Raw genomic sequence first — 25,127 nt, 5'->3', positions numbered from 1 at the left:
AGGCTGCGGGGCGGCGGTCTTGCCCGGTGCTGTGGGTCAACGCCGGTCGTGAGCCCCCGGCAGTGCCAGCTCGAACCAGACCACCTTGCCGCTGCTCAGCCGGGTCGCACCCCACCGGCGGGCCATCCGGTTGACCAGGAACAGGCCGCGGCCGCCCTCGTCGGTGTCCCGCGCCCGGCGCTGGCGCGGCAGCTGCGGGGAGTCGTCGCCGACCTCGCAGCGCAGTACGTCCGTACGCAGCAGGCGCAGGGTCACGGGCCGCTCCGCGTACCGGACGGCATTGGTGACCACCTCGCTGACCAGCAGCTCCAGCGAGTCGCTCAGCTCCTCCAGGCCCCATCGGGTCAGGGCGCGGCGGGCGAACCGGCGGGCCCGGCCCGGGGCGGTCTCCTCCGGGTCCAGGAACCAGTACGCGACGTCACTGGGCGCGATGCCGTCGAAGCGGGCCGCGAGCAGCGCGATGTCGTCGTCCCGGTCACCCGGGCCGAGCATGTCCAGCACGTCGTCGCAGAGCGCCTCCAGTGGCGGCGGATGGTCCAGGCCGGTCAACTGGGCGGTGGTGGCGAGGCGTTCGCGGAGCTGCTCGATGCCGGTCCACACGTCCCGCAGGCGCGATTCCACCAGGCCGTCGGTGTAGAGCAGCAGGGTGGCCCCGGCGGGCGCGTCCAGCTCCACGGCCTCGAAGTCCACGCCGCCGACGCCGATGGGGGCGCCGGGGGGTACGCGCAGCACCTCGGCGCGGCCGCCCAGGTGCAGCAGCACCGGCGGCGGGTGCCCGGCGTTGGCGATGGTGATCCGGTGCGCGACGGGATCGTAGACGGCGTACAGGCAGGTGGCCATGCGGTCGGAGCCGAGGCGCTGCGCCTGCTCGTCCAGGTGGTGCAGGACCTCGGCGGGCGGCAGGTCCAGCTGCGCGAGGGTCTGCGCCGTGGTGCGGAGCTGGCCCATGATCGCCGCGGAGGTCATGGAGTGGCCCATCACGTCGCCGACGACGAGCGCGACCCGGCTGCCGGGCAGCGGTATGGCGTCGTACCAGTCGCCGCCGACCCGTGCCGTCTCGGCGGCGGGCAGGTAGCGGGAGGCGAGCCGCACCCCGGTGGGCTGCGGAAGGCTGTCGGGCAGCATGGTGCGCTGGAGCTCGTCCGCGATGTACGCCTCACGGCCGTACAGGACCGCCTTGTCGATGCCGAGCGCGGTGTGGGTGGCCAGCTGGGCGGCGACCAGGAGGTCGTTCTGCTCGAAGGCGGGACGCTCGGGGCTGCGCAGGAAGACGGCAGCGCCGATCACCCGGCGTCGGCCGCGCAGGGGCGCGAGCACGGCCCGGTTGCCCCGCGGCAGCGGGTGGTCCAGGCCCAGCAGTTCGGGCAGCGCGGCCCTGGCGGCGGCGGAGGACCCGAAGACGGGCCGTACGCCGCGCAGCACCTCGGCGAGCGCGCCACCGGGCCGGATCTCGCACAGCTCGGCCGCGGGCAGGTCACCCTGCGGGCCGACCAGCGGCAACTGGCTGAAGTCGAGCTCGCCGGTGGCCCCCGCGGCCCCGGCGAGGTCCATTCCCGCGGAGATGGTGCTGCTGCTGTCGGTGAGGTCGTCGATCGGCCGGAGCCGGTCGGTGCGCCGGAGCCTTAAGACGACCGGGCCGACGGGGCGTTCGTCGCCGACCGGGAGCGGATCGCGCAGGTAGACGAGGATGGCGTCCGAGAAGGTCGGCACGGTGGCCCGGCACAGACCGAGCACGATCTCGTCGAGGTCGATGCCGCGGGCGATCCGCCGGGTGGCGGCGCCGACGAAGCGCAGCCGGTCCCCTTCGCGGCGCGCCGCGGTCATCTCTCCGGCGCCCCCGCCCGGTATTCCGGTCCCGCCGCCCCCGTGCCGGCCCGCTCCGCCGGCCCCGGCTCCGCCGTGGGCGCCCGAGCCGACCGCGCCGTGGAGGGCCGCGTCGTGGACGGCCGCGCCGTCCCGCGGGCGGGCGTTGTCGTGGCTCTGGCCCGGGCCGGAGCCCGCGGCGGCCGGTACGTCCGCCGACGCGGCGGCGCGCGGCCGGGGGAGCCCGGCGGCCGAGCCCGCCGCCGAGCGGGCCGCGCGCGCGTCGGAGGCCGCTGCGGCGGCGCCGCCCGGCCCCGGTGCGGCGCCGGCGCCTGGGCCCGCGGCATGCGTGCGTACGGCCTCGGCTGCGGCGATGGGCGCCTTGCCGTGGCCGGCCTCGTCCGTACCTCCGCCGGAGGCGACGGGCTGCGGTCCCTCCTGGGAGGTGGGGTACTCCGTCACGCGTGGAATTCCGTCCGTTTGCGCTCGATGTGCGCTGCACTCAACTCGGTCAGTCGCGGTATACCCGCTCAGCGGCCCGGGCACCATCGCCCCGAGGTTCCTCGCCCAAACTTCTCCCCCCGACCACCGGCCGGGAGGGGCCTCCAGGCGGACCCCCGCCCCTCGTTGCCTCTCGTCCTGCGTCGACCTCCGGTCAAGTCACGCGTACGGCACGACAGTTGCGCTCGGGCGGCCCGACCGCACCGTCCCGCGCGCGCGACCCCGCGGAGGACGATCCTACGTTTGAACCCTGGGGGCGCATCAAGGGTCTCATGAGGTCATATGCGCCGGGGTGCGGTCCCAGTCCTCCGGCAGGACCGGAACCTTCCAGGCCGGATCCGGCCGCCAGTCCTGCCAGCCGGCGGAGAACGGAGCCCCCCATTCCTTGATCACCCCGACCGCCGCGCGCCCGGCGTCCCGCACCCGTCGCGCCTGCTCCGCGCCCATCAGGCCGGACCGCTGCGCCTGGGCGAACTCGTCCTCGTCCAGCCACTTCCAGCTGCGGTCCGGGTAGACGGCGATGTCGAGGAAGTGGTCCTCGGAGTCCACTCCGCCGGCCCACCGCGACAGCGGCTCCTCCAAGTTCACGTACCAGTTCTTGAACTGCCAGCCGTGCCCCCAGAACAGCCACACCGACCACGGGTCACCCGGCCGGGCCAGCTTCAGGACCCCGCCGCCGAACCAGCGCGACCGTACGGTGGTGCGCGGTGCGGTGTAGCGGGTGGCGAGCGGCTCCTCGTGGACGGGCGTGCCGTCGGCGAGGACCGGCTTGACGCATTCGGTGCCGGGGGCCATCCAGACGGCCAGCAGCTCGTCGGTGTCCTGCACCACGGTCACCGGGCGGCAGATGTGCACCTGGCCCTTCAGGCCCGGGGCGTGGTCGCGGTAGCGCCACAGGATCTGCTCCCCGGGCGCCCAGCGCACGCCCTGCGCGGGACGCGGCGGCGCGCTCCGGGCCGCACTGCTCCCGGGCTTGAAGGTTCCTGTCATGCGCAGATCTTAGGGCGGGGGCCCGTACGCCCGCTGCGGTGCAGGTCACCGGGGGTGCCCCCGGCGGGGGCAAGGGGCGGATCCGAGCGCGGCGAACGACCGGATCCGGCCCCCGCCGGGGGGCGCGTGCGAGCGAGTCAGGGACGCGTCATGCGCAGCACGTCCAGGGCCTCGTCGAGCTGCTCCACGGTGAGGGCGCCGCGCTCCACGTATCCGGATTCCAGGATTACCTCCCTGATCGTCTTGCGCTCGGCGAGGGACTTCTTGGCGACCTTGGCGGCCTCCTCGTAGCCGATGTAGCGGTTGAGGGGGGTCACCACGGAGGGCGAGGACTCGGCGTACTCCCTGGCCCGCGCCTCGTTGGCGGTGATCCCGTCGACCGTACGGTCGGCCAGCAGGCGGCTCGCGTTGCCGAGCAGCCGGATCGATTCGAGCAGGTTCCTGGCCATCACCGGGAGCATCACGTTGAGTTCGAAGTTGCCGGCGGCGCCCGCCACCGCGACGGCGGCGTCGTTCCCCATGACCTGTGCGGCGACCATCAGGACGGCCTCCGGAACCACCGGATTGACCTTTCCGGGCATGATCGAGGAGCCCGGCTGGAGATCCGGGAGGTTGATTTCGGCCAATCCGGTGCGCGGCCCGGAAGCCATCCAGCGCAGGTCGTTGCAGATCTTGGTGAGCGAGACGGCGACCGTACGGAGCATCCCCGAGGTCTCCACCAGCGCGTCCCGCGCGCCCTGTGCCTCGAAGTGGTCGCGGGCCTCGGTCAGCGGCAGCCCGGTGGCGTCGGCTACTTCCCGGATCACGGCGGCGGAGAAGCCCGGCGGGGTGTTGATGCCGGTGCCCACCGCGGTCCCGCCCAGCGGCAGCTCGGCCAGGCGGGGCAGGGCCGCGCGCAGCCGCTCGACGCCGTAGCGGATCTGGACCGCGTACCCGCCGAACTCCTGGCCCAGGGTGACCGGGGTGGCGTCCATCAAATGGGTCCGCCCGGCCTTGACCACCTGCGCGAACTCGGTGGCCTTGCCCTCCAGCGCGGCGGCCAGGTGCTCCAGGGCCGGGATCAGCTCGCCGGTGACGGCGGCGGTGGCGGCGATGTGGATGGAGGACGGGAAGACGTCGTTGGAGCTCTGCGAGGCGTTGACGTGGTCGTTGGGGTGGACCTCGCGGCCGAGGCGCTCGGTCGCCAGGGTGGCGATCACCTCGTTGGTGTTCATGTTGGACGAGGTCCCGGAGCCGGTCTGGAAGACGTCCACGGGGAAGTGGTCGTCCCAGCGGCCGTCCGCGACCTCGGCGGCGGCGGACCGGATCGCGTCGGCGACGTCCGGGTCCACCACGCCCAGCCGGGCGTTCACCACGGCGGCCGCGGCCTTGATCCGGGCGAGGGCCTGGATGTGGGCGCGCTCCAACCGCTGCCCCGAGAGGGGGAAGTTCTCCACCGCGCGCTGGGTCTGAGCACGCCATTTGGCGTGCGCGGGCACCCGTACGTCGCCCATGGAGTCGTGCTCGGTCCGGAACGCTTCGGCCTGCTGGTCCTCGGTCATGTTCGTGGCCTCCTCAAAAAGTTGAGCAATTGTCTTGTTCGAAGTGTTCCCAAGTCCCCTACTGACCAGTAAATACCGGGGGTAACACCGGCACTCGGGGAGGCGTTCATGACACATGCTCAGATGAAGCCCAGGCTCAGATCTACCTTCGCCGCCGTCGTGGCGGCCGCGGCCGCCCTCGCAGGCGTCACCGCCATCACCCCCATGGCCCAGGCGGCGATGCCCACGGCGGCCGCGACAGCGGCCGCCACCCCCCTCCCGCCCGAACTGGAGGCGATCCGCGCGGCGGAGGCCGTCAAGATCTACGGCGACGCGGCCGTCCGTCCCCTGAACCAGCGCAAGACCGGCCTGATCTCGCTGGGCGACAGCGAGATCTCGGGCGAGGGCGTCGGCAACTACGACCCCGCGACCAACACCCCCGACAACCAGTGCCACCGCTCGCCCGACGCGGCGATCCACCGCACCGGCATACCGGCCGACCTGACCTTCAACGTCGCCTGCTCCGGCGGCTACACCGGCAACATCAGGATCGGCGGCAGCAAGCAGTACGCCGACGAGCTGGTGCAGAGCGACAGCCTGGCCATCAAAGCACGCAACACCAGGATCAAGATGGTCCTGCTGGTCGCCGGGGCCAACGACGACCTGCAGTTCGGCCCGGTCATGACCGACTGCGTGACCCGCTGGATCCTCAGCCAGGGCACCTGCGAGCCCAAGTACGCGCCCGGCTGGCAGGCGCGCGTCGACGGCCTGAGGCCCAAGGTCGAGGCCACGGTCGCCGACCTCAGGACGGTCATGCGCGACGCGGGCTACGCCGACTCCGACTACAAGCTGGTCGTGATGGGCTACCCCAGCCCCATCGGACCCGACTTCTACGACAACCCGAACTTCCCCGGCAAGCTCCCCGGCGGCTGCGCCGGCTACGACTCCGACGCCACCTGGGGCCGCAACTACGCGGTTCCCACCTTCGAGAAGGGCATGCGCGCGGCGGCCCTCGCCTCGGGCGCGACCTACCTGGACAACTCGCGGCTCTTCCACGGCCACGAGGTGTGCATGGAGGACGCCTGGGCCCGCGGGCTGTACCTGGACCTCGGGGACCACTTCCCGTGGGACGAGAACACCGCCCGCCAGTCCTTCCACCCCAACTACCGCGGCCACGGCGCGTTCGCGTCCTGCCTGACCCAGCTCTACAACTCGGGCCTGCGCGAGGCCTCCTGCGCCGACCCCGCGAGCACCGGGACACCCGTCCTGCAGGCCGGGGCCTGGGACGACAGGTTCAAGCCCCTGAAGAACGAGGCGACCGGCGACTGCCTCGACGCGAAGGGCGGCTCCAGCGCCAACGGCACGGCGATCCTGGGCTGGGACTGCCACGGCGGCCGCAACCAGGGCTGGTGGTACGACACCGCCCGCAAGTCCGTCCACATCGAGCTGACGCAGGACCGCTGCCTCGACGCCCCCGGCGCCAACTACGGCTCCGGCACCGGCCTGATCCTCTGGAACTGCCACGGCGCCGCGAACCAGCAGTTCGTCCGTGACGGAGCCACCATCCGCCCCGCGGCCGCTACGGGCATGTGCCTGACCGTGGCCGCCGCCCACGAGCCCTTGCGCCTGCAGGCCTGCAACGGATCCGCCAACCAGCGCTTCGCGTAACCGCCCCCGCACCATCGAACCCCCCACGCCCGGCCGGCGCACCCCGGCCGGGTGTTCAGCGGGCCGCGAGCTGTTCGCGTACCGCGCGCGGCCGGTTGGTGATCAGCGTGTCCACGCCCAGGCGCACGCACAGCTCCACGTCCTGCGGCTCGTCCACGGTCCACACCCGTACGGACAGCCCCCTCGCCTTCAGCCGGGCCACCAGCCCCGGATCCCGGCGTACGAGATCGATGCCCGGGCCCGCGTGGGTCGCGTACGGCGGGCGCACCGGGCGCAGCCGCCGCTCCATCAGGTAGACGGCGGGCAGGCCGGGCGCGAGCCGGTGCATCCGGGTCAGGGCGCCGCGCGAGAAGCTCATCACCTCGACCAGGCCCGCGGAGCCGTCGGCCAGACCGTACTCCCGGAGCATCCGCACCAGTTCGGCCTCCAGCCGGCCGCCCGCGCGGGTCGGGTGCTTGGTCTCCACGGCGAGCCCGACCGGCCGGGGCGCGGCCAGCGCCTCCCGCAGCAGGTCCTCGAAGAGCAGCACCCGGGCGCCGGCGTGCCCCGCCCCCTTCCACGCCCCGAAGTCGAGGGCGGACAGCTCCTCGTAGGTCATCGCGGAGACCACGCCCCGCCCGTCGGAGGTCCGCTCCACGCGCCGGTCGTGCACGCAGACCAGCTTGTGGTCGGCGGTGAGCCGCACATCGCACTCGAGCGCGTCGGCCCCGTCGGCGATGGCCTGCCGGTAGGCGGCGAGGGTGTGCTCGGGGTGCTCGTGGGAGGCCCCGCGATGGGCGACCACCCGAACGGCGCGGGCGGTACGGAGCGGCGTCTGCGTCATGCCCCAGACGTTATCCGGATGCGGGGAACGCCCCGCTACCGCATCCTGCCCGGATGGCCGAACAGCAGATGTACGTGCTCTGCCGGCGGAGTCGGTCAGGTCGGTCAGGGCTTCGGGCGCGGGGGCAGCGGGGCCGGGGTGACCTTGAAGCCGCCCTTCGTGACCTCCGTGAAGGGGGCCGGGGCCATGCAGGTGCCCACGCGGGGCTCGGAGGCCGAGCCGTCGGGCTTCACGTCGACGTTGGCGATGCCCCACGAGAAACCGACGCGGTCGGGCCCGCCGCGTTCGCCGTCCTGGACGCTCAGACCGATCCGCTTGCCCTCCCAGCCGGGGACGTTCGAGGACGTCACCACCGCCGTGACCGTGGCCGTCCTGCCGCCGGTGACCATGCAGTCCACCGCCGCCTCGGCGACGCCGGTGACGTTCGCCTCGGGCTGGGCGTGGTAGACGGTCACCCGTCCCCGGGCGTCGGTCGGGAGACCCTGATCGGCCCCCGGGAAGGGGCGGCTCCATGGGACCGACTCGGCGTCCACGGTGAAGCGGATGTCGTGTGCCGCGGGCACGTACGGGTAGTGCACCGTCCCCCCGCCGTGCACCGAGGCGAGCTTCGGCGCGGCCGGGGCCGCCGGGGCGGGGGCCGCGCCGACCAGGGTCGCCACCAGCGCGGCGGATCCGGTCAGGGCGAGGGCGCGCGTGCGGTTCTTCATCGTGAACTCCCGTTTTCCAAGGGCTGCTTGAGTACGGGTAAAGCCTCGCCCGGCGGCATGCCGCGCTCCATCTGCCGATGGGCGGACATGAGTGAGGGCCTCTCCCCCGAACGGGGGAGAGGCCCTCGTCTTGCGGGCTACAGGCCCGGGCCGCGGACCGGGATGTGGGTGAACGTCGGCTCCGGGGCCGGGTTCTGGAAGAAGTCGTTGCCCTTGTCGTCGACCACGATGAAGGCCGGGAAGTCCTCGACCTCGATCTTCCAGACCGCCTCCATGCCGAGCTCCTCGTACTCCAGGACCTCGACCTTCTTGATGCAGTCCTGGGCCAGGCGCGCCGCCGGGCCGCCGATCGAGCCCAGGTAGAAGCCGCCGTGCGTGCCGCACGCGTCCGTCACCTGCTGGGAGCGGTTGCCCTTGGCCAGCATGACCTTGGAGCCGCCCGCCGCCTGGAACTGCTCGACGTAGGAGTCCATGCGGCCGGCCGTGGTCGGGCCGAAGGAGCCCGAGGCGTAGCCCTCGGGGGTCTTCGCGGGGCCGGCGTAGTAGACCGGGTGGTCCTTCAGGTACTGCGGCATCTCCGCGCCCGAGTCCAGCAGCTCCTTGATCTTGGCGTGCGCGATGTCGCGCGCCACGACCAGCGGGCCCGTCAGGGACAGCCGGGTCTTGACCGGGTGCTTGGTCAGGGTCGCCAGGATCTCGTCCATCGGCTGGTTCAGGTCGATGGCGACGACGTCGGAGACCTCGTCGAGGTGCTCGTCGGTGGTCTCCGGCAGGAAGCGCGCCGGGTCCTTCTCCAGCTGCTCCAGGAAGACGCCCTCGGCGGTGATCTTCGCGGTCGCCTGGCGGTCGGCCGAGCAGGACACGGCGATCGCGACCGGCAGCGAGGCGCCGTGGCGGGGCAGGCGCACGACGCGGACGTCGTGGCAGAAGTACTTGCCGCCGAACTGCGCGCCGATGCCGATCTTCTGGGTGAGTTCGAAGACCTTCTCCTCGAGGGCCAGGTCGCGGAAGCCGTGTCCCGTGGCGGAGCCCTCCGTCGGCAGCTCGTCCAGGTAGTGCGCCGAGGCGTACTTCGCGGTCTTGAGCGCGTGCTCGGCGGAGGTGCCGCCGACCACGATCGCCAGGTGGTAGGGCGGGCAGGCCGCCGTACCGAGCGAGCGGATCTTCTCCTCCAGGAACTTCATCATGGAGGCCTCGTTGAGGACCGCCTTGGTCTCCTGGTAGAGGAAGGACTTGTTGGCCGAGCCGCCGCCCTTGGCCATGAAGAGGAACTTGTACGCGCCGCCGTCGGTCGCGTACAGCTCGATCTGCGCGGGCAGGTTCGAGCCGGTGTTCTTCTCCTCCCACATGGTGAGGGGGGCCATCTGCGAGTAGCGCAGGTTCAGCCGCGTGTAGGCGTCGTAGATGCCGCGCGAGAGGGCCGCCTCGTCGCCGCCCTCGGTCAGGACGTTCTGGCCGCGCTTGCCCATGACGATCGCGGTGCCCGTGTCCTGGCACATCGGCAGGACGCCGGCCGCCGCGATGTTCGCGTTCTTGAGCAGGTCCAGGGCGACGAACTTGTCGTTCGCGCTCGCCTCGGGGTCGTCGATGATGCGGCGCAGCTGCGCGAGGTGCGCGGGGCGCAGGAAGTGCTGGATGTCGTGGATGGCCTCCTCGGCGAGCTTGCGCAGCGCCTCGGGCTCCACCTTGAGGAACGTACGGCCGTCGGCCTCGAAGGTGGACACGCCTTCGGCGGTCACCAGCCGGTAGGGGGTGGTGTCCTCGCCCAGGGGCAGCAGGTCGGTGTACGCGAACTCCGGCATCGTGTGGCCATTCCTCACTCGGCAGACAGCGCTGACGACCAATTGGCAGCGCAGTCCACCAGCGTAGAACCTCCCGCCGTGGGTGTGTCTGTGAGGTAAGGCTCAGTCGGTAGTATCGCGATCTATCGTGTCTCGCTATGCTGGGCGTCGTGGACCTGGAAAAGCACCCCGCCGCCCCTGCCCCCGCACCCGCGCCCGGCCCCGTACCCGGCCCCGCCGGGCTGCGCGCCTCCGACGCCGACCGGGACCGGATCGCGCAGATCCTCAGCGACGCCCTCGCCGAAGGCCGGCTGACCGCCGAGGAGCACTCCGACCGCCTGGACTCGCTCTATGCCGTCAAGACGGTCGGCGAGCTGGAAGTGCTCGTACGGGATCTGCCCGCGCCCGGCGGCGTCCACGCCCCGTCCGCGTACGCCACCGGCTCCCCGGGCTCCGCCGGCTCCCCCGGGTACGCGGAGAACATCGTCGCGGTGTGCAGCAGCTCCGCCCGCAAGGGCCGCTGGCGGCCGGGCGCGAACACCCGCGCGGTCTCGGTCATGGGCGACATCACCCTCGACCTCACCGAGGCGGTCTTCGAGCAGCAGGTCACCGAGATCAACGTGACGTGCGTCCTCGGCAACGTCGAGGTCCTGGTCCCGGAGAACGTCACGCTGCGCGGCTACGGCAGCGGAGTCCTCGGCAACTTCGAGGTGCGCGGCGAGGGCCGTGGGGAGAGCGACCCGCAGGCGCCGGTGGTGATCGTCCGGGGCTTCTCCCTGCTGGGCAACATCGAGGCGCGGCCCAGGCCGGGCGCCCGCCTGGTCGACCTGGCCCGCAAGCTGCGCGAGCGTCAGGACGGCTGAAACCGCACGGTCTCGTTTCGGACGAACCCCCGCCGGGCCGTGGCACGCGGTGCATAGGGGCGCGTACAGCGGGTAGGGACAGGTGCGTCGTCTCTCGCTCACGTATCCGTCGTCAGGAGTAGACCGTGCCGCTTCCGCCGCATCAGTCCCTGCAGGTCGCCGCCGTGAAGAGCCTTCAGGGGCCCGGGGTGCGCCCGTCGGCCGTGCCGAAGCCACGGGTGCCGGCCAGGGCGGAAGACGGCCCATGGCACGCGGAGGCGGTGTGCCGCCGGGACGAGGCGGGACTCTTCTTCGCACCGTCCAAGGAGCCGACCGCGGCCCGGCTCTCCCGCGAGGAGGCCGCCAAGCGCGTCTGCGCCCGCTGCCCGGTGATGGTCGCCTGCCGGGAGCACGCGCTGCTCCAGCCGGAGCCGTACGGGGTCTGGGGCGGGCTCACCGCGGCCGAGCGCCGCGTGGTGCTGGCACGCATGCGCCGCAGGGCCGCCGAACTCCGCCAGTCCCCGGGCCCCGGCCCCATCGCCGCCGCGGGCTGACCCGCTCGCCTGCCGCAGGACGGGCCGGTCGCCTGCCGCAGGCTGAGCCGAGCGCTTGCCGGGGGCCGGCTCGTCGCTGCCGCGGGCTGACCCGCCCGTCTGCCGCGGGCTTGGCCGCCCGCCTGCCTCGGGCTGATCCGGTCGCCTGGCACGGGCTGAGCCGACCCTCGGCTTCGGCCGGGCCACCCGCTGCCTCGGGCCGGCCACCCGCTGCCGCGGGCCGGGCCGGCCGCCTCGGGCTGAGCCGGTCGCCTGCCCGGGGCCGGGGCGTCGCTGTCGCGGGCTGAGCCGGCCGTCCGCTGTGGGCCGGGCCGTCCGCAGCCGCGGGCTGAGCCGGTCGTTTGCCTCGGGCTGAGCCCGATCGTCTGCTGCGGGCCGGGCCGAGCACCTGCCGGGGGCCGGGTCGGCGCGGGCTGGGCCGATCGCCTGCCTTGGTGGCCCGGCGGGGTGCGCGGGTCTGCCGTCGGGGGCGAGAGGGTGGGCTGCGGGCCGTGACGATCCGTGGCCGGGCCGGGTACGCCGCGTGTGCGAAGCCTCGTACGGCCTGCGGTCGTGCGCGGCCACGCGAAAGGGCGGCCCGCCGCACACGGACCGCCCCTCTCGTGCTGCCGAGCCGGAGGCTACAGCGCCCGGTCGAAGTCGATCGCGCTGTACGCGCGCAGCTTCGACAGCCGGTGCGTGGAGTCGATCTGCCGGATCGTGCCCGACTTCGAGCGCATGACCAGCGAGGACGTCGTCGCCGTCTCCGAGCGGTAGTGCACGCCGCGCAGCAGCTCGCCGTCGGTGATGCCGGTGGCGACGAAGAAGACGTTCTCGCCGGACACCAGGTCGTTCGTCGTCAGGACGCGGTCCAGGTCGTGCCCGGCGTCGAGGGCGCGCTGGCGCTCGGCGTCGTCCTTCGGCCACAGCTTGCCCTGGATGGTGCCGCCGAGGCACTTTATGGCGCAGGCCGAGATGATGCCCTCGGGCGTGCCGCCGATGCCGAGCAGCAGGTCCACGCCGGTGCCCTCGCGCACCGCCATGACCGAGCCCGCGACGTCGCCGTCCGAGATGAACTTGATCCGGGCGCCCGTCTCGCGGATCTCCTTGACGATGCCCTCGTGGCGGGGGCGGTCGAGGATGACCACGGTGACGTCCTCGGGGGCCATGCCCTTGGCCTTGGCGACCCGGCGGATGTTCACCGAGACGGGGGCGTTGATGTCGACGAAGTCGGCGGCCTCGGGGCCCGTGACCAGCTTCTCCATGTAGAACACCGCGGACGGGTCGAACATGGTGCCGCGGTCGGCGGCGGCCAGGACGGCGATGGCGTTCGGCATGCCCTTGGCGTTCAGGGTGGTGCCGTCGATCGGGTCCACGGCGATGTCGACCTCGGCGCCGGTGCCGTCGCCCACCCGCTCGCCGTTGAAGAGCATGGGGGCTTCGTCCTTCTCCCCCTCGCCGATGACGACGACGCCGTTCATCGAGACGGTGGAGATCAGCGTCCGCATCGCGTTGACCGCGGCGCCGTCCGCGCCGATCTTGTCGCCGCGCCCGACCCACCGGCCCGCGGCCATGGCGGCGGCCTCGGTGACCCGTACGAGTTCCAGGGCGAGGTTGCGGTCGGGGGCCTCCGGAGAGACTTCGAGCTGGGGCGGCAGGTTGTGCTCGGTCATCGGAGCGCACCTTTCTGTACGGCGACGGCCGGGAAGTGAGGGTGCTGGAACTCTATCGGTACGTCGACATATTGAGCAGAGCGGGTCACGTATGAGCGGTATATCGGTCAGCCGATTGTCCTGAGCGGACGTCTTGCGGCCTTCAGGGTGCGGCGCGCGGCCCTCCGGCGCGACCCCGGCGGTGATCGACCCCCGGCGATGCGGGACGATGGTGCCGTGGCAGGTATGAAAGGCAAGCAGACGGTCTGGGACATGGTCCGGTCGCTGGCGGTGATCGGCGTCGTCGTCGCCGGGATCTACCTCTTCGTCCCGCATGACGAGAAGGCCGATCCGACGCGCACGGTCGACTACCGGGTGGAGACCATCACGGCCCGGCGCGCGGCCCCGTACCCGGTGGCCGCCCCCGTGGGGCTCCCGGAGCAGTGGCGGGCGACCTCGGTGACGTACGAGCGCAGGAACGCCAACGCCTGGCACCTGGGCTTCCTCGACCCGGACCGGCAGTACGTGGCGGTGGAGCAGTCCACGGACACCTCGGCCAAGTACCTCGCCCGGGTCACCCAGAAGGCGACGGCCACCGGCCAGACGCAGCAGGTCGCCGACGCGGCCTGGGAGCGCTGGGACGGCGAGAAGTACGACGCCCTCGTACGGCAGGAGCAGGGCTACGTCACGGTGGTGACCGGGACGGCCTCCTTCGAGCAGCTCGGCGCGATGGCGGCGGCGCTGGAGTTCAAGCAGGGCAGCTAGCCGGCTGGACCCTTCCACGCGGTACGTACGAAAGGGCCGTGCCCCCGGGATCCCGGGGGCACGGCCCTTTCGTACGTACCGCGTAGTGGCGCGCAGTACTTCCTGCGTACTGCCTGCCACCGCGTCGCGCGCTGCGCTCAGACGGTGGTGACGACCTCGTCGAACGCCAGGCGCGGGGAGCGCGGGAACCAGGCGTCCTCGCCCGGCTTGCCGATGTTGACGATCATCAGCGGGGTGTGGTCGTCGTCCAGGAACTCCTTCTGGATGCCGGCGAGGTCGGCGCCGGTCATCGGGCCCGCGGCCAGGCCGGCGGCGCGGACGCCCACGATGAAGTACGCGGCCTGCAGCGCGGCGTTGAGCAGGGCGGACTGCTCGCGGGCCGGGCGCTCGGTGAAGAAGACGTCCTTGGCCTGCGGCCAGTGCGGCAGCAGTCGCGGGAGCTCGTCGTGGAACTCGTTGTCCGCGGAGAGGATGGCGACCAGCGGGGCGGCGGCCGTCTTGGCCTGGTTGCCCTCGGCCAGGTGCTTCACGAGGCGCTCGCGGGCCTCGGGGGAGCGGACCAGGGTGATGCGCAGCGGGGTCTGGTTGAAGGCGGTGGGACCGTACTTCACCAGGTCGTATATCGCCTGGACCTGCTCCTCGGTCACCGGCTCGTCGGAGAACGAGTTGGCCGTGCGGGCCTCGCGGAACAGCAGGTCCTGCGCGGCGGAGTCAAGAACGAGAGACATCGGAAAGCCTTCTTCCATACGGAGGTGAAGCGATGTCCCAGACTCTACGGTGAAAGTAGATGAATTTTCAACTAAATCGCCCTGCGGGTGATCGAGATCACTCCTCCTCGGCCGGCTCGCGCGCCGCCAGCGCCGAGTCCAGCCGGGCCCGGGCCCCCTCCAGCCAGTGTCGGCAGACCTTCGCCAGCTCCTCGCCGCGCTCCCAGAGCGCGAGGGAGTCCTCCAGAGAGGTCCCGCCGGCCTCCAGCTTGCGGACGACCTCGATGAGCTCGTCGCGGGCCTGCTCGTATCCCAGCGCGGTTTCGGCCTCTGCCATTCCCTTTTCCACCTCATGTGTGTGTGCGTGTGTGTACGTGGGGTGCGTACGTGCGTATATGCGCGTGTCTGCGTGTCGTGTGCGTGTGTCGTGCCGTCGGACGTCGCGCGGTCAGTTGACCGCGGCCGTGTGCCGCTACTCCGAGGTGACCGGCACGGACGCGGCCTCAGCGGCCTCCACCGAGGAGACCTGCACCGAGAACGTGCCCTCCGCCACCCGGGCGCGCAGCACCTCGTCCGCCGAGACCTCGCGCGGCGAGCGCACCACATGGCCGTCGGCCCGCTGCAGGACGGCGTACCCCCGCTCCAGCGTCGCGGCCGGGGACAGCGCCACCACCCGGGCGAGGGTGTGGGCGAGCTCCGAGTCGGCCCGGTCCAGCAGGTGACCCAGCGTGCGCCGCCCGCGCGCCAGCAGGGCGTCCAGCTCGTCCTGGCGCATCTCCACCATCCGCTGCGGATGGACGAAGACCGGCCGGGCGAGCGCCTGCGCGAGCCCCCGCTCCTCCCGGTCGAGCAGCCCGCTCACCGCGCGCAGCCCCCGGGCCTGGAGCTGGCGTACGCGCTCCAGTTCCTCGCCGACGTCCGGGACCACCTTCTTCGCCGCGTCCGTGGGCGTGGAGGCCCGCACGTCCGCGACCAGGTCCAGCAGCGGGGAATCGGGCTCGTGGCCGATCGCCGACACCACCGGCGTACGGGCCGCGGCGACGGTCCGTACGACCTGCTCGTCGGAGAAGGGCAGCAGGTCCTCCACGCTGCCGCCGCCGCGCGCCACGATGATCACGTCCACCTCGTCCAGGGCGTCGAGCTCCTTGACCGCCTGGACCACCTGGGGCACCGCGTGCACACCCTGCACGGCGACGTTGCGCACCTCGAAGCGGACCGCCGGCCAGCGGCGCCGGGCGTTCTCCAGTACGTCGCGCTCCGCCGCCGAGGCCCGCCCGACCACCAGCCCGATCAGCTGCGGCAGGAAGGGCAGCGGCTTCTTGCGGTCCGACGCGAAGAGTCCCTCGGAGGCCAGGGACCGCTTCAGCCGCTCCAGCCGGGCGAGGAGCTCCCCGATGCCGACCGGCCGTATCTCCGTGGCCCGCAGGGACAGCTGCCCGCGCGGGGCGTACCACTCCGGCTTGGCCAGCAGGACGACCCGCGCGCCCTCCGACACGACGTCCGCGACCTCGTCGTAGACCTGCCGGAAGCAGGTCACGCTGACCGAGATGTCGTGCGACGGGTCGCGCAGCGTCAGGAAGACCACCCCCGCCCCGGGCCGCCGCGAGAGCTGCGTGATCTGCCCCTCCACCCACACCTGACCGAGCCGCTCGATCCAGCCCCCGATGAGCCGGGACACCTGGCCTACCGGCAGCGGCGCCTCGGCCGACGTATTCAGACCCATGCACGCAGGCTATCCGGCCGCACTGACAGCGTCTCAGGGTCCGGCGCTGGTGTCGGGACCCCGCAGCCGGGGGGCGCCGTCGGCGTCCCGCCGCCCGCGCTGGGCGAAGAGCACCCCCAGACCCACCGCCAGCCACACCGCCCCCACCAGCTGCGCCGTCCAGGAGGCCTCGAAGATCACCGCGACGGTCACCGCCGCGCCGAGCACCGGGACCACCAGGTGCTTCCACCAGTCCGGCGCGCCCTCCCGCCGCTTGACCACGAACCAGCCCACCACCGACGCGTGCAGCAGGGTGAAGGCCGCCAGCGCCCCGACGTCCACCACGGACACCAGGTGGTCGAGCCCGTCGTCGCGCCGGGCCGCCCACACGGCGGCGATCAGCGTGACGGCGGCCGCCACCAGCAGCGCCGGCCGCGGGGTGCCGTCCGAGGTGCGCGCGAGCACCCGGGGCAGCCGCCGCTCCCGGGCCATCGCGAACACCAGCCGCCCTGCCGCCGCCTGCCCCGCCAGCGCCGCGAAGGCCGCCCCGATCGCCTTGCTGACCGCCACCAGGTCGTGCAGCCAGGACCCGACCGAGGACTCCACCGCGTCGTAGAAGGCCGGGCCCTGCTTCACGGGCTGGGCCGCCAGCTCCGCCGCGGAGGCGGGCATGAGCAGCGCCGCCAGATAGCTCTGGGCGACGAACAGCACCCCGGCCAGCACCAGGCAGAACAGCACCGCCCGCGCCACCTTCGCGCTCCCGCCCGTCACCTCCTCGGCGAAGGAGGCGATGGCGTCGAAGCCGAGGTACGAGAGGACCGCGACCGACACCGCGCCCAGCACCGCGGCCACGCTGAAGCCCAGCGAGCCGTCGCCGGTCAGCGGGGAGAGCCAGCCGCGCCGCGCCCCGTCCCGGACCAGGACGGTCACCGCGGCGACCAGGAAGACGAGGAGGACCAGGATCTCCATGGCCAGCACGGCGAAGCCCACGCGCGCGGCCGCCCGTACGCCCCACAGGTTGAGCAGGGTGGCGACCACGACGGCCAGGGCCGTCCACACCCACCGGGAGACCTCCGGCACCAGCGCGTTCATCGCGATCCCCGAGAAGAGGTACGCGACCGCCGGGATCAGCAGGTAGTCGAGCATCGCCATCCACCCGGCGATCAGCCCCGGCCCCTCGCCGAGGCCCTTGCGGGCGTACGTGAAGACCGAACCGGCCTGCGGGGCGACCCGCACCATCTGGGCGTAGGAGAAGGCCGTGAAGCCCATCGCGACGGTGGCGACGAGGTAGACGAGGGCGACGGCGCCGTGCGACTTCGCGTCCAGGGTGCCGAAGACCCCGACCGGGGCCATGGGGGCGATGAAGAGCAGCCCGTAGACGACCAGATCCCGGAAGCCCAGGCTCCGCCGCAGCGCGGTGGGGGCCGCCTCACCGGAATCCGTAGCGGACGCCATCCGTCCTCCGGGGGATAGGCGGGACAGGCTTTCGGGTCTCCCGGGCAAGTGTGTGCCGTACGGCCAGCGCCCGGCCTCCTGGAGACCCCCGTACGATGGAGCCCATGACTGCTCCCGCCCCCGCTCCCGCTTCCCGCCGTGTCCTGCTCGCCGCGCCCCGCGGCTACTGCGCGGGCGTGGACCGAGCCGTGATCGCCGTCGAGAAAGCCCTTGAGCAGTACGGTGCGCCGGTCTACGTCCGCCACGAGATCGTGCACAACAAGTACGTCGTCCAGACGCTGGAGAAGAAGGGCGCCATCTTCGTCGAGCGGACGGAGGAGGTGCCCGAGGGCTCCATCGTGATGTTCTCCGCGCACGGAGTGGCGCCGGTGGTGCACGAGGAGGCGGCGCGCGGCAAGCTCGCGACGATCGACGCGACCTGCCCGCTGGTCACCAAGGTGCACAAGGAAGCCATCCGGTACGCGAACGAGGACTTCGACATCCTCCTCATCGGCCACGAGGGCCACGAGGAGGTCATCGGCACCTCCGGCGAGGCACCGGACCACATCACGATCGTCGACGGCCCGGACGACGTGGCGCGCGTCGAGGTGCGGGACGAGTCGAAGGTCGTCTGGCTGTCGCAGACCACCCTCTCGGTCGACGAGACGATGGAGACGGTCGACGCCCTGAAGCAGAAGTTCCCGCTGCTGGTGTCGCCGCCCAGCGACGACATCTGCTACGCCACCTCGAACCGGCAGGCCGCCGTCAAGGTGATGGGCGCCGACTCCGACCTGGTCATCGTGGTCGGCTCGAAGAACTCCTCGAACTCGATCCGGCTGGTCGAGGTCGCGCTCGACGCGGGCGCGGGCGCCGCGTACCTGGTCGACTTCGCGAGCGAGATCGACGAGGCCTGGCTGGAGGGCGTCACCACGGTCGGCCTCACCTCGGGCGCCTCGGTGCCGGAGGTCCTCGTCGAGGAGGTCCTGGAGTGGCTGGCGGCGCGCGGCTACGCGGACGTGGAGATCGTCAAGACCGCCGAGGAGTCGATCGTCTTCTCGCTGCCCAAGGAGCTGCGCCGCGACCTGCGCGCCGAAGCCGCGGAACTGGTCGCCGACAAGTAACTCCTTTCGTACGGTATGTCCATGCAGATCATGGGTGTGGACATCGGCGGATCCGGGATCAAGGGCGCTCCCGTGGACCTGGACCGCGGCGACCTGGCGCGAGAGCGCCACAAAGTACTGACACCGCAGCCGGCCACCCCCGAGGGGGTGGCCGGCTGCGTCGCGGAGGTGGTCGGCGCGTTCTCCTGGTCGGGCCCGGTCGGGGTCACCTTCCCGGGGGTGGTCACGGCGGGTGTCATCCGTACCGCGGCCAACATGGACGAGGCGTGGGTCGGCGTCGACGCGGCGGCGCTGCTCTCGCGCGAGCTGGGCGGCCTGCCGGTCACGGTCCTGAACGACGCGGACGCGGCGGGGGTCGCGGAGATGACGTACGGGGCCGGGCGCGGCCGGGACGGCACGGTCATCCTGCTCACCCTGGGGACGGGCATCGGGAGCGCCCTGTTCACGGACGGGCGGCTGGTCCCGAACAGCGAGCTCGGGCACCTGGAGCTGAAGGGCCACGACGCGGAGACGCGCGCGTCGGTGAAGGCCAAGGAGGACGGGGGCTTGACGTGGGAGCGCTGGGCGCACCGCGTCCAGAGGTACCTCGCCCACGTGGAGATGCTGTTCTCCCCGGACCTCTTCATCATCGGCGGGGGCGTCAGCCGCAAACCGGAGAAGTTCCTGCCGTTGATCGAGGGCATCCGGGCCGAGATCGTCCCGGCGGCGCTCCAGAACAACGCGGGCATCGTGGGAGCGGCGATGGCGGCGACGGCCGCGGCGACCGGGGCGACGGCGACGGCAGAGGCGAAGGCCTAGTAGGGCCGGGGCCGGGCCCCTAGTGCTGTGGCCGGGAAGGTTTGCCGGGCGTCGCGCCCCGGTGAACCTTCCCGGTCACAGCACTAGGCGACGCGTCGGGGAAGCCGCCGCCTGCCGATGAGTACGGCCTTCCTGACCACGGCGATCAGGGCGGCGACCAGCGTCCCCGCGTACAGCCAGCCGGCGTGCAGCGACAGGGCGGACACCAGCCCCATCAGCTGCCCGCCGAAGCCGCCGGAGCCGCCGGAGATGGGCCACACACCGGCGGCGAAGGCGATGGGGACGCTGATCGGCGCCGTGATCAGGTCGGCGGGCCGTACCCAGAGCGCGGTGGCGGCCGCGACGGGCGGGAAGAGCAGCCCGTAGACGAAGAGCGAGGAGCCGAAGAGCAGCCAGCAAATCCCGGCGACGAGCACCATGGCGGCGCACGCGAACAGCCCGCCGCCGAGCCCGGTCAGCCGGGGCCGGGGCATCCGCCGGGCGAGCGGGGGCCGCGGGCGGCCGCCCTGGGCGGGCACCGCGGTGGTCCGGGCCACCCTTCGCTGGGCAGGGGGTCGCCGGGGGTAAGGGGCCGGTCGCGTCCTGTGTTGCTCCACCCCACCAAACTAGGCGGGGAGGCCGTCGGATCGGGCCGTGGACACGCGTACATCCACCGCCACTCATCGGAAAGTAAACTGTCCGGTGGCCCACTACCGGGCCTCCGCCCCCTCCAGCTACGGGAAGTCCCAACGTGTCGCTCACGATCGGAATCGTCGGCCTGCCGAATGTCGGCAAGTCGACCCTGTTCAACGCCCTGACCAAGAACGACGTGCTGGCGGCCAACTACCCGTTCGCCACCATCGAGCCGAACGTCGGTGTCGTCGGCGTCCCGGACAAGCGCCTGGCCGTTCTCGCGGGCATCTTCGGATCGCAGCGGGTCCTCCCGGCGACGGTCGACTTCGTCGACATCGCGGGCATCGTGCGCGGCGCCTCGGAGGGCGAGGGCCTGGGCAACAAGTTCCTCGCGAACATCCGCGAGTCGGACGCCATCTGCCAGGTCATCCGCGCCTTCAAGGACGAGAACGTCGTACACGTCGACGGCAAGGTCTCGCCGAAGGACGACATCGAGACGATCAACACCGAGCTGATCCTCGCCGACCTCCAGTCCATCGAGAAGGCGGTGCCGCGCCTGACGAAGGAGGCCCGCCTCCAGAAGGACAAGGTCGCGGTGCTGGCCGCCGTCGAGTCGGCCCAGAAGATCCTCGAAGCGGGCGACACCCTCTTCTCCAAGGGCATCACGAAGGGCACGGAGCAGGGCGACCTCCTCCACGAGCTCCACCTGCTCACCACGAAGCCCTTCCTCTACGTCTTCAACGTGGACGAGGACGAGCTGACGGACGACGCCTTCAAGGCCGAGCAGAGCGCGCTCGTCGCCCCCGCCGAGGCGATCTTCCTCAACGCCAAGCTGGAGCAGGACCTCTCCGAGCTGGACGACGACGAGGCCCTCGAGCTCCTCCAGTCGGTCGGCCAGGACGAGCCCGGCCTCGCGACCCTCGGCCGCGTCGGCTTCGCCACCCTGGGCCTCCAGACCTACCTGACGGCCGGCCCGAAGGAAACCCGCGCCTGGACGATCAAGCAGGGCGCCACCGCCCCCGAGGCCGCCGGCGTGATCCACACCGACTTCCAGCGCGGCTTCATCAAGGCCGAGGTCATCTCCTTCGCGGACCTGGTCGCCTGCGGCTCGGTCGCCGAAGCCCGCGCCAAGGGCAAGGCCCGCATGGAGGGCAAGGACTACGTCATGCAGGACGGCGACGTGGTCGAGTTCCGCTTCAACGTCTGATCCGCACGCACGACGGCACGTCAAGGGGTCGGCTCCTCCGGGAGCCGCCCCCTTCGGTGTCAACTGCTCCGGGGCGGCGCGGGTCAGGCGTGGGGGACCGCCGTGGCGAGGATCACCTCGAATTCCTCAAGGCTGCGGGTGGTCACGCGGGCCTTCGCCGTGACCTCTCCGCGGACCGCCGCGACGGCGCCACGGGATGCCACGAGTGTGTCGCGGTCGGTGTAGAGCGCGCCGACAGCGGCTCTGCCCCGGTCGCGGTCGATGAGCAGGGAGATGCCGGCCAGTCCTGGAATCTCCTGGACCTTGGGCAGTGAGGTGTCGCGGAACGTGTCCACTAGCAGGTCGAGGTCGGCCGGCTCGACGTCCATGCGGAGCAGCCGGAACCCCGCGCCCGGCCCGAGTTCCTCTGCGCGTCGGGCGACCGCCGCTTCCCAGTTGTCGACCGTCACGGTCTGCGCGAAGGGCGCCATCATCTCGGCCCGCCGCTTGCTCAGGTTCTCGTAGCTGGCCTGCCGGGAAGCCTCGTCCTCCCACCACGATCCCACCAGGAGCTTGCCGAGCTCGCGGTCGGCGAACAGCCCCATCCCGCGAAAGCCCGGCTGCGCCGACAGCAGCGCGCGCCCGTCGGTCCGGAGCGCCTCGGCGACCCCGTCGAGCTCGGCCGGATCACCCGTTGCATAGATGCTGCGAACGTACATAGCGCCCTTTCCTGCCTTGCGGTGGCCCCGTGCGGGCTCGCGTTCCCCACTCCATGCGATGGCTGGGGCGGATGGGAGGCAACATGGCCGGGGCAATCAGGTGAAGAGGCGGCCCGTCGCTGGGTGCTCGTGGCTTCCTATGGAGCCACTGGGCGACAAGTCGGCATCTTGTGCGACGGTCTCTGTGACGGTGCTGATTCTGTGCTGACCTGGAGCGGCGTGGAGCGCGTTTCCGCAGGTGGGAGCGTTGTGGTGCACGTTCCGCTTCAATGTCCGTCTCCTTCGGCCCCGTGCCCGTGCTCACTGATGCGCTGGCGGCACTCGAAGGCGTAGAGCGCGCCTATATCTACGGTTCTTGGGCCGCTCGGTACAACGGTGAGCCGGGCCGCCGCCCGCCGATGTGGATGTCCTCGTTCTGGGTGACCCCGACGCCGACGCGCTCTTCGACCTTGCCGAGGAGGCGTCCCGACGCCTGCGTCGTGAGGTCAACGTCCATCGGGTCTCCGCCGAGGCGTGGGAGGCCCGTACGGAGGATCCGTTCCTCACCAGCGTTCGCGAACGTCCGCTGGTCCAGCTGAACCTTGACCTGGAGGCGCAATGACGCGCTGGGGCGCGGACACACTGGCCTATGACGCCGCGCACCGAGCGCAGCTGTTCCTGGCGCAGGGGGTCAGGTGTCGTGAACGGTGGAGCGATGCCCGATGTGCACGTCCCACACCACCAGTTCACCGTTGTCGATCGTGTAGACGACGCGGTAGTCGCCGACGCGCAGGCGGCGGCGTTCGGGCTGGGACACGAGTGCGGTGGTGTCGAACCCGAGTGGGTCGCTTTCCAGCTCGGTCAGCTTGGCCAGGATGCGGAGCGCCATGTCGCGGGGGATCTTGCGCAGCTCTGCCTGAGCTTCGGGTCGGAAGACCGCCCGGTACTCACTCACCGCGCGCCAGCGTCTCCCTCATGATGTCCTCGATCGGGATGCCGGGTGCCGGGTTGGCCATGCGCTCGTCGATGATGCGGTTGATCTCGCGCTCTTCCCACTCCTGGTACTTGCGCAGTACCTCGATGGAGACGACGGCGGCGACTTCCTTGCCTCGGCGCGTGATCACTGTGGGCACGTCGTCGCGGTCTGCGCGCTCCACGACCTCCGCCAAGTGTGCGCGCACGTCACGGATGGACTCTATGGGCAGTGGCTGCGTCATGCGCTCAAGCGTACCGAGTGTCCCATGTGTACACAACGCGCGCCGTTGAGGTGGAGAGGGTCCCTCCCCGCGGTCGCGGCGCGCTGGATGTGCTGCCCCGGGCGATTCCAGCTGAGTGGCAGCGCCGGCCTACCGGGCCTTCGCGTTCGCCGGTCTGCCGCGCCGAGCCGTGCACGCGCAGGGCGTACGGGCTGGCGGGCACCGTGAGTCTTCCTCCTGGATGGGTCAGCGCCTGCGGTGGGACAGGCGGTTGATGAGAGAACGCCACTGTCGCGGCACGTCGTGGGGGAGCATCGCCCCGTCCAGCGTGGCGAGGGCCGACGCCACGTGGTGGGCGGCGGCTTCCTCGGAGCGTTCCCGGCTGCCCGTGGCGTCCAACAGGCGCATGATTTCCGGGACGTGGGCCGGTGACGGCTGGGCGGCGCCGAGCAGGGCCGTGATCCGCCGGCCTTCGGCGGAGGCCGATGTGGCGGCGAGAACCAGCGGAAGGGTCTTCTTGCCGCGGATCACGTCCGTGCCGACGGGCTTCCCGGTGACCTCGCTGTCGCCCCACAGGCCGAGCACGTCGTCGAGGATCTGGAACGCCACGCCGAGGCTGCGGCCCGCGCCGCGCAGCGCGCGCACCACGGCCGGTGGCGCGTCCGAGAGAACGGCCCCGAGGGCCGCCGCACAGCCGAAGAGCGCGCCGGTCTTACCGCGTGCCATGCACACGTACCGGCTCGCGGACATCTCGTGAAGGGGCAGGCGCTCCAGGGCGAGGTCCTCCGCCTGGCCCTCCACCATCTGCTCCAGGGCCGCGACGACTTCCGCCAGGGCCGCGTGTGCTCCCGGGGCCCGCGCGTGCAGGATCGTGGCGACGGCCTGGACGATGAGGGCGTCACCGGCCAGCACGGCGGAGCCGGTACCGAACCGGGCCCACGCGGCCGGCCTGCCCCGCCGCTCCGTGTCACCGTCCATGATGTCGTCGTGCAGCAGGGAGAGCTGGTGCACGAGCTCCACCGCCGTACCGGCCACGGCGGCGAACTCCTCCGGCGCGCCGACGGAGCGCACCGAAAGCAGCGCGAGCGCGGCCCGGACCCGCTTGGCCGCCTGCCCCACCGTGCCCTGGGATCCGTCGGCGTCCCATCCCAGGTGGTACCGGCACACCGTGGACATGGACGGGTGCAGCCGCTCCACGACCTCCCGCAGCGGGGGATCGACGAGCTCCGACCCCCGCCTCAGGAGCTCCTCGGCGTCCGCCCCGCCTTCGGACGCGCTCAGAAGGCTGGCGCCGTGCACCGGTGTGTGTGTCATCGATCCCTCGCCCGGCCGCATCGTCCCCCAGGGCCGCTCGGGCCCTCCGTTCGCCTAACGACAGCGACGATCACAGGTGTGTCCGCCGTTCGTGGGACGCGCCACGGACCGTCCCGCCCGCGCCTAACATGCCCGAGAACCCGCCCGACGAAGGGAATCCCGTGGCTCAGCAGACCGACGACCGCCCCCCAGCCCTCGAGCCGGCGCTCGACTCGATGACCTCGCTGGTCGCGGCCGTCATCGTCCACGACAAGGCGACCAACCGCATCGTGCTCCTCCAGCGCAGCGAGAACGCCAGGTTCGCCCCGGGCAAGTGGGACCTGCCGGTCGGTAAGAGCGAGCCGGGAGAGCCGATCACGGCAACGGCGGTGCGCGAGCTCTACGAGGAGACGGGTCTCACCGTGAAGCCCGAGTCCCTCCGCCTGGCCCACATCACCCACGGCGCCTGGGGCGTCGAGGCCCCGGGCGGCTTCCTCACGGTCGTCTTCGTCACCCACGAATGGACCGGCGAACCCGAGAACCGCGAGCCCGGCAAGCACTCCCACGTCCGCTGGGTCGACGCCGACGCCCTCCCCCGGCCGTGTGTGCCGACGACGGCCGGCGCCCTCGACCGCTACATCGCCGGAGGCCCTCAGGTGTCCCTTCACGGGTGGAGTGAGTAGTGGAGTGAGTAGAAGCCCCCGCGGCGGCGTGTCCCGCCGCCCCGGCGGGGAGCAGTTGCTCTTCCTATGCTGGTGAGAGGGGCCGCGGGCGGGCGAAGAGCCTGAAGGGAGG

General features: G+C 72.0%; 25 protein-coding genes. 9 read left to right on the top strand and 16 right to left on the bottom strand.

What is annotated here, in order from left to right:
* Positions 1 to 36 precede the first annotated feature (36 nt).
* The 3 genes from ACZ4TV_RS29850 to ACZ4TV_RS29840 form a co-directional block, all read right to left on the bottom strand.
* Complete coding sequence (locus ACZ4TV_RS29850; protein WP_468138217.1) at positions 37 to 2,265, bottom strand: SpoIIE family protein phosphatase; 2,229 nt, start codon at positions 2,263 to 2,265, stop codon at positions 37 to 39.
* A 309-nt stretch (positions 2,266 to 2,574) separates the two neighbouring features.
* Complete coding sequence (fomD, locus tag ACZ4TV_RS29845) at positions 2,575 to 3,294, bottom strand: cytidylyl-2-hydroxypropylphosphonate hydrolase (protein ID WP_468138215.1); 720 nt, start codon at positions 3,292 to 3,294, stop codon at positions 2,575 to 2,577.
* Positions 3,295 to 3,431: 137 nt separating this feature from the next.
* Positions 3,432 to 4,835, bottom strand: a complete 1,404-nt coding sequence (locus tag ACZ4TV_RS29840; RefSeq protein ID WP_468138214.1) for a class II fumarate hydratase — start codon at positions 4,833 to 4,835, stop codon at positions 3,432 to 3,434.
* A gap of 108 nt (positions 4,836 to 4,943) precedes the next feature.
* Between ACZ4TV_RS29840 and ACZ4TV_RS29835 the strand changes: the two genes are divergently transcribed.
* Positions 4,944 to 6,482 (top strand): ricin-type beta-trefoil lectin domain protein, encoded by a 1,539-nt coding sequence (locus ACZ4TV_RS29835; RefSeq protein ID WP_468138213.1) that lies wholly within the window; start codon positions 4,944 to 4,946, stop codon positions 6,480 to 6,482.
* Between the two features lie 55 nt (positions 6,483 to 6,537).
* Here ACZ4TV_RS29835 and ACZ4TV_RS29830 read toward each other — a convergent pair whose 3' ends face one another.
* From ACZ4TV_RS29830 to ACZ4TV_RS29820, 3 genes are all read right to left on the bottom strand, one after another.
* A complete protein-coding gene (locus tag ACZ4TV_RS29830; protein ID WP_468138212.1) occupies positions 6,538 to 7,305 on the bottom strand; it encodes a glycerophosphodiester phosphodiesterase in 768 nt (255 codons plus the stop codon).
* Between the two features lie 104 nt (positions 7,306 to 7,409).
* On the bottom strand, positions 7,410 to 8,012 hold the full coding sequence (locus ACZ4TV_RS29825) for a hypothetical protein (RefSeq protein ID WP_468138211.1): 603 nt from the start codon (positions 8,010 to 8,012) through the stop codon (positions 7,410 to 7,412).
* Positions 8,013 to 8,149: 137 nt separating this feature from the next.
* On the bottom strand, positions 8,150 to 9,814 hold the full coding sequence (locus ACZ4TV_RS29820) for a fumarate hydratase (RefSeq protein WP_468138210.1): 1,665 nt from the start codon (positions 9,812 to 9,814) through the stop codon (positions 8,150 to 8,152).
* A 149-nt stretch (positions 9,815 to 9,963) separates the two neighbouring features.
* Between ACZ4TV_RS29820 and ACZ4TV_RS29815 the strand changes: the two genes are divergently transcribed.
* Positions 9,964 to 10,656 (top strand): DUF1707 SHOCT-like domain-containing protein, encoded by a 693-nt coding sequence (locus tag ACZ4TV_RS29815; RefSeq protein WP_468138209.1) that lies wholly within the window; start codon positions 9,964 to 9,966, stop codon positions 10,654 to 10,656.
* 125 nt (positions 10,657 to 10,781) lie between these two features.
* The gene (locus ACZ4TV_RS29810) at positions 10,782 to 11,189 is read left to right on the top strand and encodes a WhiB family transcriptional regulator (RefSeq protein ID WP_468138208.1); all 408 of its coding nucleotides are present in this window, start codon (positions 10,782 to 10,784) and stop codon (positions 11,187 to 11,189) included.
* Positions 11,190 to 11,809: 620 nt separating this feature from the next.
* Here the strand turns inward: ACZ4TV_RS29810 and glpX are convergent.
* Entirely contained in the window at positions 11,810 to 12,841 is a 1,032-nt protein-coding gene (gene glpX / locus ACZ4TV_RS29805) for a class II fructose-bisphosphatase (RefSeq protein WP_468138207.1), read from the bottom strand.
* 225 nt (positions 12,842 to 13,066) lie between these two features.
* On the opposite strand from glpX, the gene ACZ4TV_RS29800 reads away from it, so the two are divergent.
* Positions 13,067 to 13,585: a DUF4245 domain-containing protein gene (locus ACZ4TV_RS29800; RefSeq protein ID WP_468138240.1), complete on the top strand. Its 519-nt coding sequence runs from the start codon at positions 13,067 to 13,069 to the stop codon at positions 13,583 to 13,585.
* Positions 13,586 to 13,722: 137 nt separating this feature from the next.
* Here ACZ4TV_RS29800 and ACZ4TV_RS29795 read toward each other — a convergent pair whose 3' ends face one another.
* The 4 genes from ACZ4TV_RS29795 to ACZ4TV_RS29780 all read right to left on the bottom strand — a co-directional run bounded on the left by ACZ4TV_RS29795 (position 13,723) and on the right by ACZ4TV_RS29780 (position 17,449).
* Entirely contained in the window at positions 13,723 to 14,313 is a 591-nt protein-coding gene (locus tag ACZ4TV_RS29795; RefSeq protein ID WP_468138206.1) for a malonic semialdehyde reductase, read from the bottom strand.
* 97 nt (positions 14,314 to 14,410) lie between these two features.
* Complete coding sequence (locus ACZ4TV_RS29790; protein ID WP_319723379.1) at positions 14,411 to 14,629, bottom strand: exodeoxyribonuclease VII small subunit; 219 nt, start codon at positions 14,627 to 14,629, stop codon at positions 14,411 to 14,413.
* 135 nt (positions 14,630 to 14,764) lie between these two features.
* Complete coding sequence (gene xseA / locus ACZ4TV_RS29785) at positions 14,765 to 16,015, bottom strand: exodeoxyribonuclease VII large subunit (RefSeq protein ID WP_468138204.1); 1,251 nt, start codon at positions 16,013 to 16,015, stop codon at positions 14,765 to 14,767.
* 33 nt (positions 16,016 to 16,048) lie between these two features.
* Positions 16,049 to 17,449, bottom strand: coding sequence for an APC family permease (locus ACZ4TV_RS29780; protein ID WP_468138203.1), 1,401 nt, complete (start codon positions 17,447 to 17,449; stop codon positions 16,049 to 16,051).
* Positions 17,450 to 17,544: 95 nt separating this feature from the next.
* Here ACZ4TV_RS29780 and ACZ4TV_RS29775 point away from each other — a divergent pair, with 95 nt between their 5' ends.
* Positions 17,545 to 18,549, top strand: a complete 1,005-nt coding sequence (locus tag ACZ4TV_RS29775) for a 4-hydroxy-3-methylbut-2-enyl diphosphate reductase (protein ID WP_468138202.1) — start codon at positions 17,545 to 17,547, stop codon at positions 18,547 to 18,549.
* A gap of 21 nt (positions 18,550 to 18,570) precedes the next feature.
* Positions 18,571 to 19,347 carry a polyphosphate--glucose phosphotransferase gene (gene ppgK, locus ACZ4TV_RS29770; RefSeq protein WP_468138200.1) on the top strand — a complete coding sequence of 259 codons (777 nt, stop codon included), beginning with the start codon at positions 18,571 to 18,573 and terminating at the stop codon, positions 19,345 to 19,347.
* Positions 19,348 to 19,430: 83 nt separating this feature from the next.
* Here ppgK and ACZ4TV_RS29765 read toward each other — a convergent pair whose 3' ends face one another.
* A complete protein-coding gene (locus ACZ4TV_RS29765) occupies positions 19,431 to 19,943 on the bottom strand; it encodes a DUF6542 domain-containing protein (protein WP_468138199.1) in 513 nt (170 codons plus the stop codon).
* Between the two features lie 134 nt (positions 19,944 to 20,077).
* Between ACZ4TV_RS29765 and ychF the strand changes: the two genes are divergently transcribed.
* Positions 20,078 to 21,166: a redox-regulated ATPase YchF gene (gene ychF, locus ACZ4TV_RS29760; protein ID WP_468138198.1), complete on the top strand. Its 1,089-nt coding sequence runs from the start codon at positions 20,078 to 20,080 to the stop codon at positions 21,164 to 21,166.
* An 83-nt stretch (positions 21,167 to 21,249) separates the two neighbouring features.
* Here the strand turns inward: ychF and ACZ4TV_RS29755 are convergent, their stop codons facing one another.
* Positions 21,250 to 21,864, bottom strand: a complete 615-nt coding sequence (locus tag ACZ4TV_RS29755) for an antibiotic biosynthesis monooxygenase (RefSeq protein ID WP_468138196.1) — start codon at positions 21,862 to 21,864, stop codon at positions 21,250 to 21,252.
* A gap of 400 nt (positions 21,865 to 22,264) precedes the next feature.
* On the opposite strand from ACZ4TV_RS29755, the gene ACZ4TV_RS29750 reads away from it, so the two are divergent.
* Positions 22,265 to 22,465 carry a hypothetical protein gene (locus ACZ4TV_RS29750; RefSeq protein ID WP_468138194.1) on the top strand — a complete coding sequence of 67 codons (201 nt, stop codon included), beginning with the start codon at positions 22,265 to 22,267 and terminating at the stop codon, positions 22,463 to 22,465.
* Positions 22,466 to 22,534: 69 nt separating this feature from the next.
* Here the strand turns inward: ACZ4TV_RS29750 and ACZ4TV_RS29745 are convergent, their stop codons facing one another.
* The 3 genes from ACZ4TV_RS29745 to ACZ4TV_RS29735 all read right to left on the bottom strand — a co-directional run bounded on the left by ACZ4TV_RS29745 (position 22,535) and on the right by ACZ4TV_RS29735 (position 24,353).
* Entirely contained in the window at positions 22,535 to 22,798 is a 264-nt protein-coding gene (locus ACZ4TV_RS29745; RefSeq protein ID WP_468138193.1) for a type II toxin-antitoxin system RelE family toxin, read from the bottom strand.
* The gene (locus tag ACZ4TV_RS29740) at positions 22,791 to 23,060 is read right to left on the bottom strand and encodes a type II toxin-antitoxin system Phd/YefM family antitoxin (protein ID WP_019434848.1); all 270 of its coding nucleotides are present in this window, start codon (positions 23,058 to 23,060) and stop codon (positions 22,791 to 22,793) included. The genes ACZ4TV_RS29745 and ACZ4TV_RS29740 overlap by 8 nt, the downstream gene beginning before the upstream one ends.
* A gap of 225 nt (positions 23,061 to 23,285) precedes the next feature.
* On the bottom strand, positions 23,286 to 24,353 hold the full coding sequence (locus ACZ4TV_RS29735; protein WP_468138192.1) for a polyprenyl synthetase family protein: 1,068 nt from the start codon (positions 24,351 to 24,353) through the stop codon (positions 23,286 to 23,288).
* 128 nt (positions 24,354 to 24,481) lie between these two features.
* On the opposite strand from ACZ4TV_RS29735, the gene ACZ4TV_RS29730 reads away from it, so the two are divergent.
* Positions 24,482 to 25,015, top strand: coding sequence for an NUDIX domain-containing protein (locus tag ACZ4TV_RS29730; protein WP_468138191.1), 534 nt, complete (start codon positions 24,482 to 24,484; stop codon positions 25,013 to 25,015).
* Positions 25,016 to 25,127: the final 112 nt, after the last annotated feature.

It is taken from the genome of Streptomyces sp. NPDC028910 (assembly GCF_055564955.1).
Note: the sequence above shows the minus strand (reverse complement) of the source record. Positions and strands in the feature narration are given on the sequence as shown.

What these genes read in the sequence shown, in the direction of transcription:
- fomD (WP_468138215.1), bottom strand. Translation starts at nt 3,294, where the DNA reads ATGACAGGAACCTTCAAGCCCGGGAGCAGTGCGGCCCGGAGCGCGCCG.
- ACZ4TV_RS29840 (WP_468138214.1), bottom strand. Translation starts at nt 4,835, where the DNA reads ATGACCGAGGACCAGCAGGCCGAAGCGTTCCGGACCGAGCACGACTCC.
- ACZ4TV_RS29835 (WP_468138213.1), top strand. Translation starts at nt 4,944, where the DNA reads ATGACACATGCTCAGATGAAGCCCAGGCTCAGATCTACCTTCGCCGCC.
- ACZ4TV_RS29830 (WP_468138212.1), bottom strand. Translation starts at nt 7,305, where the DNA reads ATGACGCAGACGCCGCTCCGTACCGCCCGCGCCGTTCGGGTGGTCGCC.
- ACZ4TV_RS29825 (WP_468138211.1), bottom strand. Translation starts at nt 8,012, where the DNA reads ATGAAGAACCGCACGCGCGCCCTCGCCCTGACCGGATCCGCCGCGCTG.
- ACZ4TV_RS29820 (WP_468138210.1), bottom strand. Translation starts at nt 9,814, where the DNA reads ATGCCGGAGTTCGCGTACACCGACCTGCTGCCCCTGGGCGAGGACACC.
- glpX (WP_468138207.1), bottom strand. Translation starts at nt 12,841, where the DNA reads ATGACCGAGCACAACCTGCCGCCCCAGCTCGAAGTCTCTCCGGAGGCC.
- ACZ4TV_RS29800 (WP_468138240.1), top strand. Translation starts at nt 13,067, where the DNA reads ATGAAAGGCAAGCAGACGGTCTGGGACATGGTCCGGTCGCTGGCGGTG.
- ACZ4TV_RS29795 (WP_468138206.1), bottom strand. Translation starts at nt 14,313, where the DNA reads ATGTCTCTCGTTCTTGACTCCGCCGCGCAGGACCTGCTGTTCCGCGAG.
- ACZ4TV_RS29790 (WP_319723379.1), bottom strand. Translation starts at nt 14,629, where the DNA reads ATGGCAGAGGCCGAAACCGCGCTGGGATACGAGCAGGCCCGCGACGAG.
- xseA (WP_468138204.1), bottom strand. Translation starts at nt 16,015, where the DNA reads ATGGGTCTGAATACGTCGGCCGAGGCGCCGCTGCCGGTAGGCCAGGTG.
- ACZ4TV_RS29780 (WP_468138203.1), bottom strand. Translation starts at nt 17,449, where the DNA reads ATGGCGTCCGCTACGGATTCCGGTGAGGCGGCCCCCACCGCGCTGCGG.
- ACZ4TV_RS29775 (WP_468138202.1), top strand. Translation starts at nt 17,545, where the DNA reads ATGGAGCCCATGACTGCTCCCGCCCCCGCTCCCGCTTCCCGCCGTGTC.
- ppgK (WP_468138200.1), top strand. Translation starts at nt 18,571, where the DNA reads ATGCAGATCATGGGTGTGGACATCGGCGGATCCGGGATCAAGGGCGCT.
- ACZ4TV_RS29755 (WP_468138196.1), bottom strand. Translation starts at nt 21,864, where the DNA reads ATGTACGTTCGCAGCATCTATGCAACGGGTGATCCGGCCGAGCTCGAC.
- ACZ4TV_RS29740 (WP_019434848.1), bottom strand. Translation starts at nt 23,060, where the DNA reads ATGACGCAGCCACTGCCCATAGAGTCCATCCGTGACGTGCGCGCACAC.
- ACZ4TV_RS29735 (WP_468138192.1), bottom strand. Translation starts at nt 24,353, where the DNA reads ATGACACACACACCGGTGCACGGCGCCAGCCTTCTGAGCGCGTCCGAA.
- ACZ4TV_RS29730 (WP_468138191.1), top strand. Translation starts at nt 24,482, where the DNA reads ATGCCCGAGAACCCGCCCGACGAAGGGAATCCCGTGGCTCAGCAGACC.